This is a genomic window from Streptomyces caeruleatus (genome assembly GCF_001514235.1).
Classification (GTDB): Bacteria; Actinomycetota; Actinomycetes; order Streptomycetales; family Streptomycetaceae; genus Streptomyces; species Streptomyces caeruleatus.
Genome location: NZ_KQ948924.1, coordinates 1,128,169 through 1,149,016, shown reverse-complemented (window position 1 = coordinate 1,149,016; position 20,848 = coordinate 1,128,169). Strand labels below are relative to the sequence as shown.

Sequence of the window (20,848 nt, the reverse complement as noted above, 5' to 3'; positions counted from 1 at the left end):
TCGGGACACCGAACGGGCCGGGGCTCGCCGCTCTGCGGCACCTGTGTCAAGTCAGGACAGTCAGGGGTGTCCCCGCCTGCCTACGTTCTCAACGCCAGGGTGGTGACCACCTGAAACCGACCGTCCCACGCGCTCGACCGACACGGGAGCGAACGGCGTCCGCAGCGCGGACGGTCTGCCGCGAAGGATGTTGAACATCGATGGCCTCTGAAACGAAGACCGCCGCGCCTGCCGTTCCCGACAGCGATCAACACGTGCGCAGGGGACGGCGGGGCTTCCCCCTCCTGCCCGGCGGATACGGTCGCGACGCATACCACACTGGTGCCGCACCGGTATACGCCGTTCGCGGCGAGGGCCACCGGCTCTGGGACGACCGGGGCCGAGAGCTGATCGACGCGAACAACAACTTCACCACGCTCGTGCACGGCAACGCGCACCCGCAGATCGTGGAGGCGGCGACCCGGGCGATGGACTCCGGTGCATGCTGGGGAATTCCCAACCTCGGTGAATGGGAGCTGGCCGATCTCCTGCTCCAGCGGCTGCCCGGTCTGGACCAGGTACGCTTCACCAATTCGGGGACCGAGGCGGTGATGTCGGCTGTCCGTGTTGCCCGTGAGGTGACCGGACGAACGGGTGTGATCATGACCCGCGGTGGTTACCACGGCTCCTCCGATGTCGCGCTGTGCGCCGGGGGCGAGCAGTCCGCGCGGGGAGTCCCGGAATCCACCGTGCGCGAGGTGTCCCTGGTCCCTCTCAACGACATCGACTCGCTCCGGCAGGTGATCGAAGAGAAGCCGCACCACCACGCGGCCATCGTCCTCGACCTGCTGCCGAACCGGGCCGGTCTGATCTCCGTGACCGCCGATTTCTTGCGGGCGGCCCGCGAATTGGCGGACCAGCACGGCATCCTCCTCGTCATCGACGAGGTGATCAGTCTTCGGATCGGGGCGGGCGGGCTGAGCGGGGAGTACGGGATCGTGCCCGACCTACTGACCGCGGGCAAGCTCATCGGCGGCGGATTCCCTGTCGGCGCCTTGGCGGGACGCGAGGAGTTCATGCGCGTACTCGACCCTCGAAGCAAGGGATCCATCCCGCACTCCGGCACGTTCTCGGGAAACCCCGTGAGCATGGCGGCCGGGACGGAGGCGCTGCGGCTGCTCTCCCCCGACACCGTCGCCCGGCTGAACCGGCTCGGGGACCAGGCACGCCGTGTGGTGGCGGCACGTGTCGAGCCGCTGGGGTGGGAGGTGCGCGGCGCCGGCTCCCTGCTGCGAGTGTTTCCGGCCGGCGTGACCGGTGTCGACCGGGAGACGCAGCACCGGCTTTGGTGGGCCGCCTACGACCGCGGCCTGCTCCTGTCGTCCGCCAACCTCGCCGCGCTTTCGACGCCGATGACGACCGAGGTGGTGGGCGATCTCGCCGACCGGCTGGCGGACGCCGTGGCCGCGGTCGCCGAAGCGACCCCGTGACGGGGTGAGCACGCTGTACCAGATTGGCACGTTCTCCGACTCTGACCGCGCAGCACTGTAGGCGACATGGACACACTGAACACACGCCAGACACACACCACTTCACTCGCGCCCGTCCCCGGTCGGCAGGCGCCTACCGAGCTGGTTCAGCAGGTGAAGCAGGCCCACCGCGCCTTTCCCTCGGGCGTGACGGTCGTGACCGCTCAGGTAGACGGCCGGCCCGTCGGGCTGGTCGTCAACGCCTTCAGCAGCGTCTCGATGGACCCCCTTCTGGTCTTGGTCTGCATCAACACCTCCGCACAGTCGCATGCCGCGCTGTGCACCGCTCGGTACCTCGGGATCAGCATCCTGAGCAACACCCAGTCGACGGTGGCGGCGGCCTTCGCCAGGTCGGGCGGGGACAAGTTCCGGGACGTCGGCTGGCACGAGGGCGGGCAGGGCGCGCCCCTGCTGGACGGGGCGTCGGCGACGTTCGAGGTTCAGGTCGTCTCGCGAGTGGAGGCCGGCACCCATTCGGTGTTCTTCGGACGCGTCGTCGGGGTGGAGACCAGCGACCTGCCTCCCCTCGTATACGCGGCGGGCGGCTTCTTCGACGGCGGTCGGTTGCTCGCCGTCTGAGTCCCGAGTCCCTCACATCCGATCTCTTTCAGGAGAACAACACGATGAAGCTCGTCTCCTACTGGCTGGACGACAACTGGCGGGCCGGCGCGGTGCTCGACGAGGCGGTGTACGACATAGATGTCGCCCTGCTCGCGAGCAGCATGGAAGGGCTCGGTCCACAGGCCACCACCAGGGAACTGCTGCACCGCCATGGCCATGACCTCATCCAGGTCGCCGAGGCCGTACGACGGGCGGCTGACAAGCAGTCGTCGGCGCGTGTCGCCCTGGCCGGGGACCTCCGGCTGGGGCCGCCGGTCACCGACCCCGGCAAGGTGCTGTGCATCGGCCTGAACTACAACGACCACGTGGCCGAGACCGGCCGGGCACTTCCCGAACACCCTGACGTGTTCGCGAAGTTCGCGAGCACGCTCATCGGACCGGCGGACGACATCCGCTGCTCGCACGTCACCGACAAGCTCGACTACGAGGGGGAACTGGCCGTCGTCATCGGCCGGGAGGGCCGCGCCGTGCGGCCCGACGAGGCCCTCGATCTGGTAGCCGGCGTCATGGTGCTCAACGACATCACCGCCCGGGACCTGCAGTACCACGGCACGCAGTGGTTGGCCGGCAAGGCCGTCGACGCCTCGACGCCCTGCGGGCCCGCGCTGGTCACCCTGGACGAGGTGGGCGACGTACAGAGCCTTGACCTTGCGACCCGCGTCAACGGTGTGCAGGTACAGGGCTCGAACACCCGGCACATGATCTTCCCCGTAGCCGAACTCATCGCCTACATCAGCAAGTTCTTGACCCTTTCCCCCGGGGACATCATCTCGACCGGGACGCCGGAAGGCATCGGCAGCAAGCGGAACCCCCCCTTGTGGCTGCTGCCCGGAGACGTCGTCGAGGTCGTTGTCGAGCGTGTCGGCACGCTGCGCAGCGTCGTGCGCTGACGCCTGCGCGGCACCGCCTGCCAGTGCTTCAAGGTGACACAGTCGCGCCACCGTACGCGGCATGAGACTGCGAGCAGAACCCCAGCGATCGATCTGATGATCGCGTACACACTCTGGAGAGCAAGCATGGATATCGGACTGTTCCTCGTACCGTTCCGCCTTCCGGAAACCGGTCTGCACGAGGGTTTCCAGTGGGACATGCAGGTCATCAACTGGGCCGACGAGTTCGGGCTGTCCGAGGTATGGATCGCCGAACACAGCACCATGAGGTGGGAGCCGGTGTGCAGCCCGGAGCTGTACATCGCCGCGGCCCTGCAGCAGACGAAGCAGATCAGGTTCGGTACCGGCGCGAACGTCCCGGGCAACCACAACCCGATGGCGCTGGCCCACCGGCTGATGCAGCTCGACCACATGTCCAACGGCCGCCTGATGGTCGGTCTCGGCGCCGGCGCCTACCCCACGGACCACCTGATCCACGGCAACACCGACCCGGGCGAGAAGATGGCCGAGGCTGTCGAGATCATGCGCGCCATCTGGGAGAAGAAGGGCCCCTATCGCCACGACGGCAAGCACTGGCAGTTCGAGATCCCCGAGTACGACGAGATCCAACAGGGCCCGTTCATGGAGCCGCTGCAGAAGCCGCATCCGCCGCTGCTCATGGCGGGCCTCAGCCCCGCCTCCCGCACGATGACGCGGGCCGGCAAGCTGGGTTACCTGCCGATGAGCTTCAACGTGGGCCGTGAGTACCTCGCCGGCCACTGGTACCGGTACATGCAGGGCGCGGAGAGCTCCGGCTTCGCCGCGGACCGCAACGAGTGGCGGGTCGCCCACAACATCCTGGTCGCCGACACCGACGAGGAGGCGATGGACCTCGCCGTGAACGGGGCCATGGGGCGGACCTACCGCGAGTGGATGCTGCCCGGCTACGCCCGCGGCGGCATGCTGCCGACCATGGTGCCCGAGCTGGGTGTGACCGACCCGGACGACGTGCCGATCGAGTACCTCGCCGAGGAGAAGTGGCTCGTCGGCTCACCCGACACCGTGATCAAGAAGCTGCAGCGGGATCTGGACGCCTCCGGTGGCTTCGGCAAGATCATCAGCTTCACCTTCGACTACCTCGACCAGCCCGAGCGCTACCGGCGCCACTTCGAGCTGCTGGGCACGGAGGTCATCCCCCGGATCAAGGAGCTCGAGCACCGCACCGAGGCTCTGGTCGATCTTCCCCGCCCTGCCGGGATCGAGGACTGATCCCGCCCCGGACACAGGCCTGCCCGCCATGGCGTCACGGCTGGCAACAGCCAGGACGCGTTTTGAAAGGAAGTTTGTATGACCGCTCTTGACCACCAGAACCGTCAAGGCCACGAAGCATTCGCCGCCGAGATGGCCAAGCGGCGCACCGGCACTCATGTCGTCGTTCCGCATGTCGTCGGCGGCAAGGAGTATTTCGACGGCGAGCTGATCGTCAGGGAGGACCCCGGTCATCCGTCCGTGACCGTCAGCGCGTGCCACGACGCGCCCGCCGATGTCGTCAGGCTCGCTGTGGAAACCAGCAGGGCGGCACAGCGGGAATGGGGCAAGGTGCCGCTGAGCAAGCGGATCGAGCACGTGCAGCGGGCTATCGATCACGTCACGGACGCGGTGGAGGACTGGGCCGTACGCACGGCGCTGGAGGTCGGCAAGACCTACGCGGGGGCACGAGCGGAAGGGCTCGAAGTCCGTGACATCCTGCGCTGCTACACCGAATACGCGGCTCGGCCCGGTGCCTTCGAGGACGAGCGGGCGGCCGATCCGGCCGGCTTCGCCAACGACTCCGTGCTGCGGCCGTACGGCGTCTTCGGCGTCATCACCCCCTTCAACTTCCCGATCGTGCAGGCCGCCGGCCCCACTATCGGCGCGCTCATCGCCGGCAACGGTGTGGTCGTGAAGACCTCGCACCAGGGTCCCTGGTCGGGGCACGCGGTGTACGAGATGTGCCAGGCGATGGACCTGCCCGTCGGACTGGTGAACGTCGTCCATGGCGCCGACGAACCCGGCAGGGCGCTTGCCGCCTCCGACATCGACGGCATCTCCTTCACCGGCTCGGTCGCCGTCGGCCAGGCCATCATGCGGACGTTCACCGACGGGCCTTACGCCCGGCCGGTCATCGCCGAAATGGGCGGCAAGAACCCGGTGATCGTCACCGACACCGCCGACCTGGAGACGGCGGCCGACGGCATCGTGTTCTCCGCCTTCGATCTGGGCGGGCAGAAGTGCAGCGCGCTCTCGCGAGTGCTGGTGACGCCCGGGGCGCACGACCGGCTCGTCGAGCTGGTGGCCGAGCGGGCGAGCCGCGCCGTCGTAGCCGACCCCTCCGACGCCGACGCGTTCGCCGGCCCTGTGGTGTCGGCCGAGGCACTGGCGCGGTTCGAGCGAATCGTCGGGCAGGCACGTGCGGAGGGCTGCACGGTGTCCGGCGGGGAGCGCCTCGACCACGAGGGCTACTTCGTCCGCCCGGCGGTGGTCTCCTCCGTACCGGCCGATCACGCGCTGTCGACCACCGAGCACTTCCTGCCCTTCCTCACCATCAGCCAGGTCCCCTCCTTCGAGGCGGCGCTCGACGCGGCCAACGATACGCCCATGGGCCTGACCGCCGGCATCTACACCGGCGATCTTGACGAGGCCCGTACGTTCCTGAACGGCATCGAGGCCGGGTGCGTCGACGTGAACGTCCCTGGTCACGCGACCACCGGCTGGTGGCCCGGTCCGCAGACCTTCGGTGGTTGGAAGGCGAGCGGCTCGACCGGAGTGCAGACGCTCGGAAAGTGGTATACGCAACAGTTTGCCCGGCAGCAGGCACGTAAGCTGCCCGCACACTTGGAGCATCTCCTGACCCACTGACTTCGAGGCAGACGTAGAGGAACGTTCCCGCGTCGTATCGAGGAGGTCCGATGACCATGCCCTTCGGCGGGGAGCCCCTCGCCCACCCGATGCGTCTGGGAGCGGCCAGCACAGCCGAGCTGGTCTCCCTCCGTGAGCGTTTCGTCGCGGACCCCGCGGGGACCGATCTCAGCAGGCTGCGTCCCGTGATCGCGCGATCATGGCGGCGCAGCCTGGCTTGCAACGTGCGGCTCGGCTCGGACGTCTTCACTCAGACCGTCGAGCCCCACCTCGACGATCAGCTCCTCGCCTGCGCGGAGCCGGTCCTGACCGAGCTGGAACGTCTCTGCATGGACACCCAGGGCGCCGTGTGCCTCACCGACGCCCAAGGGACCCTTGCTGTCTTCCGCGGGGACACCGCGGCCGTCCGGCAGGCGGACCGCGCCTTCCCGATCCACGGCGGACGCATGTCGGAGGACCTGATCGGCACCAATTCCGATGGCACCGCGCTGGAAGAGGGCGGGGCGGTGCAGGTGTGGGGCGGAGAGCACTTCGCGGAGACACTGCAGGGGAGTTGCTGCACCTCCGTCCCGATCCGCGATCCGCTGCGCCGGTCGGTCCGCGGTGTCCTCAGTCTGATGCTGCCGGAAAGTCTCGCCCGCGAGGTCGATCCGCGGTCCATTCTGCTGATCGTCCAGGGTGCGGCTGCGGAGGTGACCAGGGCTCTCGCGGCCCGGCTTGCCGCTCGTGAACAGGCACTGATGTCCGCCTACCTGCAGGAGGTGCGTAAGCGGGGCGCCGATGCCGTCGTCGCGATGGACGAGCGGACCACCATCGCGAGCCGCGGAGCTCTGGCCCTGCTGGGCCAGAGCGACTACTCCGTCCTTGCGGCGTACAGCCGTGAGGCCGAGCGTCTCGACCAAACCGTGCAGCGCGACCTCACGGTCGGTCCCGACACGGTCCTCCAGCTCCACGCACGCCCCGTCCTCCTCGGCGGCGAGAGCGCGGGCGGCACAGTGCTGCGGCTGCGCCGCAAAGAGCCGGGCAAGGTGCTCTCCAAGAAGGCGGCCGGCCCGACACCACGCCGCAGCCCTTTCGAGGGCATCATCGGCGACAGTCTCGCGATCCGGCGCGCGCTCGAGGCCGCGGCCACAGCCTGCACGCGTCGCACGCCCGCCTACGTCGTCGGCGAGCCGGGCACGGGCAAGCGACACCTCGCACAGGTCATGGCCAGCCGGCTCGCCGAGCACACCGTCACCTTCGACTGGGGGCCCGGCGTGGACCGGCCCCGGGGAATCGACGAGGTCGACGCGGAACTCGCGGCCGGCGCGGCGGTCGTCCTGCACCGGGTGGACGAGTGCGGCGCATCGATGCGGGAGAGCCTGACCGATCTGCTGGACCTCTTGGAGCAACCGCGGGTTGTGTGCACGCTCGGACGGCTGGACGACGAGCTGTTGCCGCTGATCAGCAGTCTGGGTGGCGTCGAGGTCCAGATGCCGCCACTCCGTATGCGCCGCGAGGACATTCCCGCCCTGGCGGCCCACTTCCTCTCGCTCGACGACAGCCCGGCCACGCAGGTGTCACCTCGCCTGCTGGACGTGCTCGTCGCCGCGGACTGGCCGGGAAACGTCCACCAGTTGCGGAACGTCATTGAGACGGCCTCCGCACGGTGCCGGACGCAGGAACTACGCATGGACGACCTGGCACAGGCGCACGCCCGCGGTCTCGCCCGGAGCAAGCTCACGCGCCTGGAGGAGGCAGAGCTCTACCAGATCCGCGAAGCCCTCGCCGAGGCCGGTGGCAACCGGTTGCGCGCCGCGGCGATGCTAGGCATCGGCCGGTCGACGCTCTACCGCAAGATCGACAGCTACACCCACCGAGGCTTCGAACTGGAGCTGCGTCCCTACGAGTAGCCGCCGACCTGTCGGCGCGCGGGCACCCGGCGCCGATGCCCCAAGGTGGGACAGTCTCAGCCTTGGCCGAAACTCCATGCTGGGTCGCCAACAGCGGTAGCGGCCTCCCTCAGGGCCTTCCCCGCTGGCTCTCGCCCCTCGCGGCGAAGCACTGCCTTCAGCCGAAGCCGGGCCTGCCTTCGCGCCTCGCCCAGCCGACAAGGAAGACCCCACATGGACACTCACTCCACGACAATCCGATGTTCTTCCGCTTCACCCGCCACAGAGCCGAAGGATGCCTCCCCGACCGCCACGCTCAAGGGTGAGATGGGCACCTTCGGACTGCTCTTCACCGTCCTGGCCTTCACCGCACCGCTCGGTGTCGTCTTCGGGTTCCTGTCCGTCAACATCAGCTTCGGTATCGCCGTACCGATCGCCTTCGTCGCCGTGCTGCTGCTGATGACGCTCTTCGCTCTCGGCTTCACCAGCATGAGCCGGAAGATCCCGAGGCCAGGTGCCTTCTACACCTACATAGGAGAGGGACTGGGCCGCCCCGTGGGACTCGGCGGTTCCTTCCTCGCGCTGTCGACCTACGGATTCAACATCATCGCGGCGCTCGTCTTCTCCGGCATCGGCGTCAACAATCTCTTCACCAGCTTCACCGGCGGAGCGGGAGCGCCCTGGTGGATCTGGTCGCTGATCATGCTCGGCGCCGTCTGGGTCCTGAGCTACTTCAACGTGGAACTCTCGGCCAAGGTCCTGTCCGTGCTGCTGGCCGTCGAGGTGTGCGCCATCCTCGTCTTCGACATCGTCATGATCAGCAACGGTGGTCCGGAGGGCCATTCCCTCACTCCCTGGAACCCTGAAAACCTGGTCACGCCCTCGATCGGGGTACTGCTCCTGTTCAGCATCGGAGTCTTCAACGGCTTCGAGGCCACCGCGATCTACCGGGACGAGGTGCGCGACCCGGAGGTCACCATCCCCCGCGCCACCTACCTGACGATCATCTTCCTCGGCGTCTTCTACGCGATCTCCTCCTACTCGCTGATCCTTTCCTCGGGCGCCTCCCGGGCGGTCGCGGACGCGGCGGCCGCCCCGGCCGAGATGATGCCGCACGCGCTGCTCACCTACATCGGTGCCTTCGCGAACCAGGTGATCGCCGTACTGGTGGTGACGAGCATGTTCGCCTCGACCCTCTCCCTGCAGAACATCCTGTCCCGCTACACGCACTCGCTCAGCGTGGACGGTGTCTTTCCTCGTCGGCTGGCGGCCGTCCACCAGCGACACGGATCGCCCCACATCTCGGCCGTCACCGTGGGCGCGGTCCTCCTCGTGGTCATGCTCGGTCTGATCGCGTCCGGCATCCCCGAGTCCGACCTGTACGGCGCGACCTCAGGTGTGGCGTTCTACGGGATGCTGCTCCTGCTGCTCCTCACGAGCATCGCCGTCATCGCCTACTTCCGGCGCCACCGGCAGGGCGCCTCCCCGTGGAAGACCCTGGTCGCCCCCGCCGTCTCCGCACTGGCCATCGGGTTCGCCCTGCTGACGGCGTCGTTGAACATGGACCTGCTCATCGTCGCGCCCACCGCGGTCGTCACCCTCCTCCTCGCGGTCGGTTACGTCATGGTTCTCGCCGGCGTGGTCACCGCGCTGATTCTGAAGCGGCGCGGATCAGCGACGTACGAGCGCATCGGCCGACGCGCGGGCTGACATCACTGTCAGCAGAGCGCACGGGTGCGGCCGGCATCCTCCCCGACCGCGTCGCACCCGTGCCTCACTTTGGCACATTCATCCCCATCCGTCCGACCTAGGCTCACGGGTGATCGAGGCCGGCAGCGCCACACCTCAAGAGCGCAAAGGAACAAAAGATGACGAAAGCTCCCTCCTCTGGCTGCATTCTGGTGGCACCTCACCAGTTTCCCCACCTGGACCGTGAGCGGGCCTTGGCCGAGGAGTTCGGCCTGGGTCTCATCGCCGCGGCCGACCAGGCCTCCTTCAGCTCGGCGATGGCGGACGCCCGGATCGTCATGGTCACCCCCTACGCGAAGGTCACCGCCGACGACATAGCCTCCCTGGACAACTGCCAGGCCGTCGTGCGCTACGGGATGGGCTACGACAACATCGACGTCTCGGCAGCCGCGGCGTCTGGCGTCCCGGTGTCCATCGTCCCGGACGCGTCGACGGACGAGGTGGCGACCCATGCCTTCGCGATGGGTCTGGCGCTGAGCAGGCGACTGCCTCAGGGGCACGCGGCGATCCGCGACGGCGGCTGGGCCGGCCGCATCGCCTACGACGCGCCCAAGCTGACCGACCTCGTCGTCGGCGTCGTCGGCCTGGGGCGGATCGGCCGCATCGTGGCCGCGTCGTGGTCCGCGGTGGGCGCGCGGGTGCACGCCTACGACCCTTTCACGTCCGTCCCGGAGATACCGGCGGCGGAGCTGACCGAGGTACTGGAGAAGTCCCACGTGGTATCGCTCCACCTCCCCCTCACCGACGAGACGCGTCATCTGGTGTCCGGAGACGTACTGCGCCGCATGCGGCCCGGGGCAGTGGTCGTCAACGTGTCGCGAGGCGGCCTGGTCGACGAGCAGGCGCTGGCCGACGCGCTGCACTCGGGTCACCTCGCGGGTGCCGCCCTCGATGTCTTCGCCCAGGAACCGCTCCCGACGGAGCACCCTCTGCGGGAGGCACCCAACGTCATCCTCACCCCGCACATCGCCTGGCGCTCAACGACCTCGCTCGGCGCCCTCCAGGACGGCGCCGTCTCCCGCGCCCGCCGCGCCCTCGCCGGAGAGCCCCTCATCGACCTCGTCTGACCGGACAGCCCACACCGGAACGGGAGAAGGACGTGACCCACCAGATTTCCGCACACCAGGGTGCCGACGAGGCGATAGCCGTGATCGGCGTCGTCAGGTCCGGCGACCGGCGAGGTCGCAGACTGGGCTTTCCCACGGCCAACCTCCACGACGTCGGCGCCGTGCGCCGGGACGGCGTATACGCGGCCACAGTCGGCCTTGAACCGAACGGGCCGACATTCGTCGCTGTCGTCTCGGTCGGCCACCGCCCGACGTACTACGGCCCTGACGGACTCCGGCTCCTTGAAGCCCATCTCCTGGGCTTCAAGGGAGACCTCTACGGCCGCACGGTGCTCGTGACACTGCGGCACCGCCTACGACCACAGCGCCGATTCGACACCTCGCCCGCCCTCGTCCGTCAACTGCAGGAAGACGTCCGCGACACCGCGCAATGGGCCGCTCGCAACGGCCTCAGCCACCTGATCACCGAACCTCCCCATAGCGAGCGCAGCAAGGGCCGTTGGGGTGTGGACCAGCGCAGTCTGCCACGCGACAGGTGCCGCCCCACCATCCGGGCGCTCAAGCGGACCGAAGTCATCACCGAAGCCGCGCGCAGCGCGCCCCCCGGCGCGGACCTGTACCACTGGGTCGCTGCACGGACCGGGTTCCCTTTGGCGGACGTCGCATGGCGTCTGGCCCACTTTTCGTCTCCATGACCGTGCCCGCCGCGCCTTGTTTTACGTCATGACGGCACGCCGCTGTGGTTCTCACGGGCCGCCCCGGGACGGACCCACGACCTGACCGCAGCCCGGGCCCACGGCATCGTTCAGGCATGTCTGACCCGGTTCAGTGACAACCACGCGCCACGTTCTGCGAGCAGTCGGGCCGTGGCGAGGCCCATGCCGTTGGACCCGCCGGTCATGATCACGTGAGCTGAACCGACGTCCACGTTGCGTACGTTTCCCGGCCTCATGCCTGGAGCCCCAACCCCTGCACCATCTCATCGACCACGAACCGGCAGCGGGGCAGGGGGCGTTGCCGCGGCCGCGAAGGTGCCGTGGCCCCGGCGGGCCGGTCGGACGGTTCCGCCGGTGCCGCCACCGGGATCTCCCGCAGCCACTGGGTGACGACACCGACCGGGACGTCGTGGTGGACAGCGGCGTCCCCGGCCGTGAGCCTGCCGGAGAGGATGTCCGCAAGGATGCGGAATCTTTCGGCCGGGGAAATCCGGCGGCCCGTCATGAACCGGTCCTTTCCCCGACCGTGTCGCAGGTGAGTCGCTTCATGCCGTTGAAGAAACCGGAAAGCACCTGGTCCGGTTCACCCACCGACCTGATGCCGGGAATGCGGGTGAAGAGTTCCCGGAACAGCACCGTCATCTCCAGCCGGGCCAGATGCGCGCCGAGACAGAAATGCGGGCCGCCGCCGAAGGACAGATGCGGGTTGGGAGAGCGGAGGATGTCGAACTCCTCCGGCCGCTCGAAGACCTTCTCGTCCCGGTTCGCCGACCAGTAGTACAGGACCAGCTTGTCGCCCTTGATGTAGGTTCGGCCGCCCAACTCGTGGTCCCTGGTGACCGTGCGCCGCATCCAGATGGCGGGGCTCGACAGACGGAGGATCTCCTCGACGGCACCCGGCAGCCGGTCGTCCAGGTCCGCGGTGAGGAGGGCGCGCTGGTCCGGGTTGTCGGTGAGGAGTTCGAGGCCGTGCGACAGGGCGGTGCGCACCGTTTCGTTGCCCGCGACGATCAGGAAGATGAAGAAGGACGACAGTTCCTGGTCGGTGAAGCGCTGTCCGTCCTGGCCCGCGTTCACCAGCGCGGACGTCAGGTCACCGGTGGGGGTGGCCCTGCGCTGCGCGCCGATGTCCGCCATCAGCTCAGCCAGGACGGACGCCGCCTGCAGATAGGCGGCCTCCTGTTCCGTCTGGGTCGCTCCCAGCAGTTCCGGGTCGTCGCCCGCCGCGATGACGTTCGAGCACTCCAGGACGGTCGGGTAGTGGGACCTCGGTATCCCCATCATGTCCAGGATGACCAGCAGTGGGACCCGACTCGAGACCTCGGCGACGAAGTCGCGGGGCCCTGATGTGGCGAGGGCGTCGGAGAGGTCGCTGACGACTTCGGCGGCGATCCGCTCGATGTCCCCGGTGAGCCTGCGCATCATCCGAGGGCTGAATGAACTGGAGACGATCCGGCGGATGCTCGCATGGCGCGGATCGTCCATGTTGACCAGCGATCCGAAGAACTCGTTGAACTCCGGGGGCATGTCGGTGATGGTGAGCGCGCTGGGTTCGGAACTGAACACCTCGGCGTTGCGGTTCGCCTCGGACACATCGGCGTGGCGGACCAGGGCGTAATAGCCGGGGCCGCTCTCGGCCCACGGGGATTTCGGTTCCGGGAAGCGAACGGGCGTCGGATGTTCGCGCAGCAGCCGGAAGGCAGTCGCCCGGTCCTGGGGCGGGCGGCCCCAGAAAGCAATGTCTCCGAGGTTCACGTCCTCGATGCCGGTGATGGGTGTGACCGTCATTCCGCAAATGTGTGGGACCTCGCTTCACCTTCGGTTAAGCGGTCCGCCCCCCTTCAGCGGAACCGGCTCGCAGTGCACGCAGGGCTGTGTCGACGGCCGCTTCAGCCTTGGCCGAGTCACCCGCTTAACCAGAGATGAACTGGGAGGCGGAAGAGTCCGGCAGCGACGCGGTGGAACAGGGTTGAGGGGAACGCGCCGATGAATCCGTTCGACGATCCGGAGGCCCGGTACCGGGTTCTGGTCAACCAGGAAGCGCAGTACTCACTGTGGCGTGCGGACATCGCCGTCCCGGCCGGTTGGACCGTGGTCCTCTCGGACGGCGGACGCCAGGAGTGCCTGGACCACATCGACGCCCACTGGACCGACATGCGCCCCAGGAGCCTCGGGCAGGACCGACCGCGGGCGGCACGCTCATGAGGCTCCCCCTGACATCTGCGCAGCGTGGCATGTGGATGGCGGAGCAGTTGGAACGGGGCCGTTCGCGACGGGAGATCGTCGAGTACCTGGACATCCGGGGGCCCGTCGACCACGGCGCGCTGGTGGAGGCCTGGCACCGGACGATCGCGGACACGGAGGCGGTACGGGTTCGCTTCGCGGAGGAGACCGGGTACAGCGGCGGTACCGATGGCTTCGGCACGGAAAGCGGGGGTGGTACCGGGCGTGGTGCCGGTTCCGGCGCCCGTGCCGCACACGGCTCGGACGGCTGCGGGCCGGGACGCGTCGGCGAAGTGAGAGCCCGCGGCTCAGCCCGCCCCGGCGCCGACGGCACCCGCACCCCGGCCGGCACCCGTGCCGCCGGCGGCACAGGCCCTTTCCCGTCCGACGCCGCCGGCCCTGTACAGATCCTTGAGGTGTGGCCCGCGGTCGACGTCCCCCTGCTCGACCTCACCGACCGCCCCGACCCGGAGGCCGCTGCCCTGGTCTGGATGGACGCCGACCGGGCCCGGCCGCTCGACCTGCGTCGGGGCCCGCTGTTCGAGGCGACCCTGATCAGGGTCGGCCGTGACCGTCACTTCTTCTATTACCGCACCCACCACATCGCGCTGGACGGCTACGGGGCGACCCTGTTCAGCCGTCGGCTGGGTGAGGTGCACGGTGCCGTGCGCCGGGGACTGTCGCCCGGCGCCTGCCCGTTCGGGTCGCTGAGTGACCTGGTTGACGAGGACATCGTGTACCGGGCCTCGCAAGACTTCGAGCGTGACCGGGAGTTCTGGAGCGGGTACTTCGCCGACGGGCTTGAGCCGGTGAGCCTGGCGAGCGGTGAGCTGCCGGAGCCGGACACACCCCACCGGCGGGTCCGGCACGTCGACCGGTCGGTGATCGACGCGGGTCGCGCCGGGCTGCGGGCCCACCCGTCAGCCGTGCTGACCGCGGGCATGGCGGCGTATGTGCACCGCATCACCGGCGCCCCCGAGGTCGTACTGGAGCTGCCGGTGGCCGTCCGGACGAGCGCGGCAGCTCGGCGGACCCCCGGCATGACCGCGAACGTGGTGCCGCTGCGGCTGCGCGTGACACCGGACAGCGACCTGGCCGGGCTCGCCCGGGAGGCGTCCCGCGAGATCCGGCAAGCACTGCGCCACCAGCGGTACCGCTACGAGGACCTGCAACGCGATCTTCGCTGGCTGCGCTCAGGCACCGGCCTCGCCGCCCCCTCCGTCAACGTCCTGCCGCTGCACGACGACCTGACCGAGGCGTCCTGGCCCGGTACCCGCGTCACCCGGCACCGGCTGGCCAACGGCGCGGTCGGCGACTTCTCGGTGATGCTGACCGACCGGGGTGCCGGCCAGGATGTGCTGTTCGACTTCGAGGCCCACCCCGAGCGGTACGGCGCTCAGGAGGCCGTCGGGCACCAGGACCGCTTCCTGCGTGTCGTCGCGGCCATGACCGCGGAGCCGGCCCGCCCGGTGGGCCGTATCGGCCTGCTGGGGGAGGACGAGCGCCGCCTGGTGGCCGCCGGCTGGAGCGCGCCCCGCCGGCCGAACGACCAACGGCCGCTGCCCGCCGTACTGGAGGAGCAGGCCGAACGTACCCCCGAAGCGGTCGCCGTCGCGTGCGGCGACCGGTCGGCGACCTACCGCGACCTGCACCGCGAGGCGGGCCGGCTGGCACGGCACCTGATAGCGCTCGGCGCGGGCCCCGAAGCGGCGGTGGCCGTCGCGCTGCCCCGGTCGGTGGAGCAGATCACCGCGATCCTGGCCGTGGTCAAGACGGGCGCCGCCTACCTGCCGGTGGACACCGGCTATCCGCCGGAGCGGATCGGCCAGTTGCTCGACGACTCCGCACCGGCCTGCGTGGTCACGGACCGCGCCACGGCGGACGGCCTCCCGCCGGGCCCGCCGCGCGTGGTGCTGGACGACCCGGAGACCTGCGCAGCGGTCTCCCCGATGCCCGACGGCCCGGTGACGGACGTGGAGCGGACGGCTCCGCTGCGGCCCGCGCATCCGGCGTACGTGATCCACACCTCGGGCTCCACGGGGCGGCCCAAAGGCATCGCGATGCCAGGCTCCTCGGTCGTCAACCTGGTCACCGGACACGCCGAGCTGCTGCCCGGTGGGGCGGGCACCGTCACCGCCCAGTTCGCGCCGGTGAGTTTCGACGTGTCGGTGCAGGAGATCTTCTACTCGCTCGCCTCCGGCCGGACACTGGCCGTGCCCGAGGCCGAGGTCCGGCGCGATCCGCGGGAACTCGTGGCATGGCTCCACCGGCACCGGGTCAACGAGCTGTTCGCACCGAACCTGGTCATCGAGGCACTCTGCGCGGCCGCTCTGCAACAGGGCGCCACCCTGCCGCACCTGCGCGACCTGGTGCAGGGCGGCGAGGCGCTGACCATCGGCCCGGCCACCGCCGAGTTCCTGCGCGGCGGGCCGCCCCGACGGCTGCACAACCACTACGGACCGGCCGAGACCCACCTCGTCACCTCGACCACACTGCACCGCGACGGCACACCCCTGCCCACCCGGGTGCCGATCGGGCTGCCGTTCCGGAACGTAGGAATCCATGTGCTCGACGCCCGCCTCGAACCCGTACCGGTGGGCGTGACCGGCGAGTTGTACGTGTCCGGCGACCAGGTCGCCCGTGGCTACTGGCACCGCCCGGGACTCACCGCCGCCCGCTTCGTCGCCTGCCCGTCCGGACCGGCCGGCGACCGCATGTACCGCACCGGCGACCTCGTACGCCTCCGAAGCGACGGCATGCTCGACTACCTGGGCCGCGCCGACCACCAGGTCAAGATCCGCGGTATCCGGGTGGAACCCGGCGAGACCGAGACCGCGTTGCGGCGCCACCCCGACGTCACCGCCGCGGCCGTCGTCGCCCGTGAGGACCCCCCGGGCGACCGGCGCCTCGTCGGCTATGTCGTACCCGCCCCCGGCAGCACTCTCGACCTGCGGGAGATACGCCGCCAACTGGCCTCGCAGTTACCGGAGTTCATGGTCCCCTCCGCGCTCGTGGAACTCGACGCTCTCCCGCTGAGCCCGAACGGCAAGCTCGACCGCACGGCACTGCCCCGCCCCACCCGGTCCCGCCCGGCCGCCGCGCCTACGACCCGGACCGGCACGCAGGCGGCCCTGTGCGGGCTCTTCGAGGAGGTGCTCGGCACCACGGGGGTGGACCTCGACGACGACTTCTTCGACGCCGGGGGACACTCCCTGCTCGCGGTACGCCTCACCGCCCGCGTACGCGCCGTACTGGGGGCCGAGCTGCCGGTCCGTGCCGTCTTCGAGCACCCGACCGTCGCGGGTCTGGCCGCCCTGCTGCAGACCGCGATACCCGGCACGACCCTGCCTCCGCCACTGGCCCGCGCCGAGCGGCGCCCGGAGCGGGTACCGCTGTCCCCGGCCCAGCGCCGACTGTGGTTCCTCAACCGGGCAGAGCCGGACTCCGCCACATACAACATGCCGATCGCCGTGCGGCTGTCGGGAGACCTCGACACCGGCGCGCTGCGGGCGGCCACAGCCGACCTGACACACCGCCACGAGGTGCTGCGCACGATCTGCCCGGAGTCCGCGGACGGCGTGCCGTACCAGTCGGTGCGCCCGGCTCCCGCCATATCCGCGATCGAGGTGCCAAGGGCGGTTCCTGGGCCTGCCGGCGCGCCGACCGTCTACGGCAGTCCACTGACGGTCGCCACCCGGGCGGAGTGGTCGGGGGCGGACGCGGCGTCCCCTTCTTCTTGTTCTCTTGCACCCGGCACCCTGCTCACAGTCGCCGACACCACCCCGGCCGAGCTACCGGAGGCGGTCGCCGAGCTCGTCGGGCGTGGGTTCGACCTGCGCAGCGAGCCGCCGATCCGGGTCGGGCTGCTTCGGCTGAGCCGTACCGAGCATGTTCTGGTGGTGGTGCTGCACCACGCGGCGGGCGACGGCTGGTCGATCGCGCCACTCGCCCGTGACCTGGCGCGCGCCTACGCGAGCCGGCTGCGCGGCGAGGCCCCCGACTGGGCTCCGCTGCCCGTCCAGTACGCCGACTACACGCTCTGGCAGCACCGTCTCCTCGGCGACGAGACAGACCCGGCGAGCACCGCCGCCCGGCAGGCCGCGTACTGGACCCGGACGCTGGCCGGCCTGCCGCAGGAGCTCGGCCTGATCACCGACCGGCCCCGGTCGGCCCGGTCCTCGGGCAAGGGCGGCACCGTACCGGTGCGGATCGGCCCGGAACTGCACACGAGGCTGGTCGCGTTGGCCCGGGACCACCGGGTCAGCCCGTTCATGGTGCTGCACGCCGCGCTGGCCGCCCTGCTCCATCGCCTCGGGGCGGGGCCGGACATCCCGGTCGGCACTCCGGTCGCCGGACGCGGCGACCCGCTCCTCGACGACGTCGTCGGCGCCTTCGTGAACACCCTGGTGCTACGGACCGACCTGACCGGCGACCCCGGCTTCGGCGACCTGCTGGCCCGCGTCCGGGAAACGGACCTGGCGGCCTACGCCCACCAGGAGCTGCCCTTCGAGCGGCTGGTCGAGCTGCTGAACCCGCCACGGAGCCCCGGCCGCCACCCCCTCTTCCAAGTGCTGCTGGCCTTCCACAGCACCCCCGAGGCCGGACTGGAACTACCGGGTCTCACCGCCGATCGTCTGCCGCCCGGACCCCGCCCGGCCAAGTTCGACCTGTCGCTGAGCCTGACCGAACGGTTCACCCCCGACCGGCACCCAGCCGGCCTCGACGGCACGCTGGATTACGCGGCGGACCTGTTCGATGAGGAGACCGCAGCGACGATGGCCGCCCGCTTCGAGCGACTGCTGACGGCGGCCACGGAGGACCCGGAGCGCCGTCTGTCCACCCTCGACCTCATGCTGCCCGGCGAACGCCGACGCGTCCTGGTCGAGTGGAGCGGCACCAGGGGAGCCGCCGCCCCGACCACGCCGGTGAGGCTGTTCGAGAGCCAGGTGTCCCGGACCCCGACCACCACCGCCCTCATCTGCGGAACCGCGCGACTCTCCTACGCCCGTCTCGACGTCCGCGCCAACCGCATCGCACACTGCCTGCACGCCATGGGCGTACGTCCACAGGACCCGGTCGGCATCTGCTTCGGCCCCTCCCCGGACCTGCCGGCCGCGTTCCTGGGCGTACTCAAGGCGGGCGCCGTCTGCGTCCCGCTCGACCCCGGCCATCCGACGGAGCGGCTCGGGCTCGTCCTGTCCGACACCGGCGTACGCGTGCTGGTCACGGATGCGCACACCGCGGCGCGGTCCGCTGCTCTCCCCGCCCAGACCCTCCGACTCGACGACCCCGCCGCTCTGGCCGGTCGACCCGCATACGCCCCCGCCACCCGCCCCACCCCCGGCGACGCCGCCTATGTGCTGCACACCTCGGGCTCGACCGGCCGCCCCAAGGGCGTCGTGGTCACCCACGGCTCGCTCGCCGCCTACCTGACGCACTGCCGCGCGGCCTACTCCGGCCTGTCGGGGACCGTCACCGCCCATGCCTCGGCCGCGTTCGACGGAAGCCTGACCGCGCTGCTGGGACCGTTGGTGAGCGGCGGCCGGCTGCGCCTCCAAGCCCTGGACGAGCCCCTGCCCAGCCGCCCGGCCCTCCTCAAGGGCACACCGAGCCACCTGCCGATCCTTGCGACGCTGCCCGGCCGGCACGCGCCCACGGCCGAACTCGTCCTGGGCGGCGAGCCGTTGTACGGCACCGACCTCGAACCGTGGCGCGCCCGCCACCCGGACGTGGCGGTGGTCAACTCCTACGGCCCCACCGAGACGACCGTCGCCTGCCTGGACCACCGCCTCGCGCCGACGGATCCGCTGCCCCATCGGGTGCCGATCGGCCGACCGCTGCCCGGCGTCCGGGCGTACGTCCTGGACGGCAGGCTGGAGCCCGTCCCGGCAGGCGTGACCGGCGAGTTGTACGTGGCCGGTGACCAGGTCGCCCGCGGCTACTGGAACCGCCCCGGACTCACCGCGGCCCGCTTCGTGGCCTGCCCCTACGGTCCCCCCGGCGACCGCATGTACCGCACCGGCGACCTGGTACGCCACCGTCCCGACGGCCGGCTCGAACACCTCGGCCGCGCCGACCGGCAGATCAAGGTCCGCGGTCACCGAGTCGAACCCGGCGAGATCGAAGCCGCCCTCCTGCGCTGTCCCGGCATCGACGCCGCCGCCGTAGTGTCCCGCGAGGACCACCCCGGCGACCGGCGCCTCGTCGCCTACCTGGCCCCCGGCACCGCCGCGGACGACAGCGAGCTCCGGCAACGGCTCGCCGCCACCCTCCCGGTGCACCTGCTTCCGTCCGCCTTCGTCCGCCTGGACGCGCTGCCCCTGACCGTCGGAGGAAAGATCGACCGCGGTGCCCTTCCCAGCCCCCCTCAGGTCCGCCCGGCCGCCACGAGCACCGCGCGTTCCGGCCTGGAAGCCGTGCTGCAGGGCCTGTTCGAGGACGTTCTCGGCACCGGGGGCGTCGGCGTGCACGACAACTTCTTCGAGCGGGGCGGCCATTCGCTGCTGGTCCTGCGGCTGCTCTCCCGCATCCGGTCCGTGCTGGGCGTCACGCTGCCGGTGCGCGCACTCTTCGAGGCGCCGACCGTCGCCGCCCTCGCGGCCCGCGCCACCCACGAGACCGTCCCCGCCCACACCGCGCTGGAGGTCCTGCTGCCGCTGCGCACCACCGGCCACCTGCCGCCCCTCTTCTGCGTCCACCCCTCCGGCGGTCTGGCCTGGCCCTACGCGGGCCTGCTCGGCGGTCTCGACCCGGACCGGCCGCTCTACGGGCTGCAGGCGCGCGGGCTGGCCCGGCCGGGGGAGGCGCTGCCGTCCTCGGTCGAGGAGATGGCGGCGGACTACCTCGACCGGATCAGGAGCGTCCAGCCGGCCGGCCCCTACCACCTGCTGGGCTGGTCGTTGGGCGGTCTGATCGCGCACGAGCTCGCCGTCCAGGCGCAGGCACAGGGCGAGGAGGTGGCCCTGCTGGCCCTGCTGGACGCCCGTACGCCGCGGCACCTCGTCCCCGTACCGCAGGAACGGGAGCTGGCGGGCCACCTTCCGCCGGGCACCGACGAGGAGCTGCGGTCCCGGCTGCCGTCCGTCGGGACACACGGGCTCAGGATCGCCCGCGACTTCACCCCGGGCCGGTTCCACGGCGACGTCGTCTGCTTCACCGCCGCCCGGGAGCGGAACCCGGCTCCCGCCCACGCCTGGCAGCCCCATGTGCGCGGCCGGATCACCGAGCACGCCGTCGACTGCGGCCACCTGACCATGACGGCCCCGGAACCCCTGCGGCACATCACAGAAGAGCTCAGTTCCCTTCTGAAACAAGCGAGGTAGACCG

Annotated in this window: 13 protein-coding genes and 1 pseudogene; 12 read left to right on the top strand and 2 right to left on the bottom strand. The window is 70.3% G+C overall.

Going from position 1 to position 20,848, the window contains the following annotated elements:
- Positions 1–200: 200 nt before the first annotated feature.
- The 10 genes and pseudogenes from AQJ67_RS04990 to AQJ67_RS46570 form a co-directional block, all read left to right on the top strand.
- Positions 201–1,469: an aspartate aminotransferase family protein gene (locus AQJ67_RS04990; RefSeq protein WP_062716716.1), complete on the top strand. Its 1,269-nt coding sequence runs from the start codon at positions 201–203 to the stop codon at positions 1,467–1,469.
- 153 nt (positions 1,470–1,622) lie between these two features.
- Positions 1,623–2,087 carry a flavin reductase family protein gene (locus tag AQJ67_RS04985; protein WP_279616873.1) on the top strand — a complete coding sequence of 155 codons (465 nt, stop codon included), beginning with the start codon at positions 1,623–1,625 and terminating at the stop codon, positions 2,085–2,087.
- A gap of 44 nt (positions 2,088–2,131) precedes the next feature.
- Complete coding sequence (locus AQJ67_RS04980) at positions 2,132–3,019, top strand: fumarylacetoacetate hydrolase family protein (RefSeq protein ID WP_062716715.1); 888 nt, start codon at positions 2,132–2,134, stop codon at positions 3,017–3,019.
- Between the two features lie 126 nt (positions 3,020–3,145).
- On the top strand, positions 3,146–4,267 hold the full coding sequence (locus AQJ67_RS04975; protein WP_062716714.1) for an LLM class flavin-dependent oxidoreductase: 1,122 nt from the start codon (positions 3,146–3,148) through the stop codon (positions 4,265–4,267).
- Between the two features lie 78 nt (positions 4,268–4,345).
- Positions 4,346–5,896, top strand: a complete 1,551-nt coding sequence (locus AQJ67_RS04970) for an aldehyde dehydrogenase family protein (RefSeq protein WP_062716713.1) — start codon at positions 4,346–4,348, stop codon at positions 5,894–5,896.
- 50 nt (positions 5,897–5,946) lie between these two features.
- A complete protein-coding gene (locus AQJ67_RS04965; protein WP_062716712.1) occupies positions 5,947–7,788 on the top strand; it encodes a sigma-54-dependent Fis family transcriptional regulator in 1,842 nt (613 codons plus the stop codon).
- Positions 7,789–8,094: 306 nt separating this feature from the next.
- A complete protein-coding gene (locus AQJ67_RS04960) occupies positions 8,095–9,477 on the top strand; it encodes an APC family permease (protein WP_062716711.1) in 1,383 nt (460 codons plus the stop codon).
- Between the two features lie 158 nt (positions 9,478–9,635).
- Positions 9,636–10,583, top strand: a complete 948-nt coding sequence (locus tag AQJ67_RS04955) for a C-terminal binding protein (protein WP_062716710.1) — start codon at positions 9,636–9,638, stop codon at positions 10,581–10,583.
- A 32-nt stretch (positions 10,584–10,615) separates the two neighbouring features.
- On the top strand, positions 10,616–11,278 hold the full coding sequence (locus AQJ67_RS04950) for a riboflavin kinase (protein WP_062716709.1): 663 nt from the start codon (positions 10,616–10,618) through the stop codon (positions 11,276–11,278).
- Between the two features lie 24 nt (positions 11,279–11,302).
- Positions 11,303–11,407 (top strand): annotated as a pseudogene (locus AQJ67_RS46570) (IS5/IS1182 family transposase); the annotation flags it as partial.
- Between the two features lie 124 nt (positions 11,408–11,531).
- Here AQJ67_RS46570 and AQJ67_RS04945 read toward each other — a convergent pair.
- Both AQJ67_RS04945 and AQJ67_RS04940 read right to left on the bottom strand, forming a co-directional pair.
- Positions 11,532–11,804: a hypothetical protein gene (locus tag AQJ67_RS04945; RefSeq protein ID WP_062716708.1), complete on the bottom strand. Its 273-nt coding sequence runs from the start codon at positions 11,802–11,804 to the stop codon at positions 11,532–11,534.
- Entirely contained in the window at positions 11,801–13,087 is a 1,287-nt protein-coding gene (locus AQJ67_RS04940; RefSeq protein ID WP_062716707.1) for a cytochrome P450, read from the bottom strand. The genes AQJ67_RS04945 and AQJ67_RS04940 overlap by 4 nt, the downstream gene beginning before the upstream one ends.
- Positions 13,088–13,285: 198 nt before the next feature.
- On the opposite strand from AQJ67_RS04940, the gene AQJ67_RS04935 reads away from it, so the two are divergent.
- Both AQJ67_RS04935 and AQJ67_RS04930 read left to right on the top strand, forming a co-directional pair.
- The gene (locus AQJ67_RS04935; RefSeq protein ID WP_062716706.1) at positions 13,286–13,504 is read left to right on the top strand and encodes an MbtH family protein; all 219 of its coding nucleotides are present in this window, start codon (positions 13,286–13,288) and stop codon (positions 13,502–13,504) included.
- Between the two features lie 35 nt (positions 13,505–13,539).
- Positions 13,540–20,844: an amino acid adenylation domain-containing protein gene (locus AQJ67_RS04930; protein ID WP_159058711.1), complete on the top strand. Its 7,305-nt coding sequence runs from the start codon at positions 13,540–13,542 to the stop codon at positions 20,842–20,844.
- Positions 20,845–20,848 lie beyond the last annotated feature (4 nt).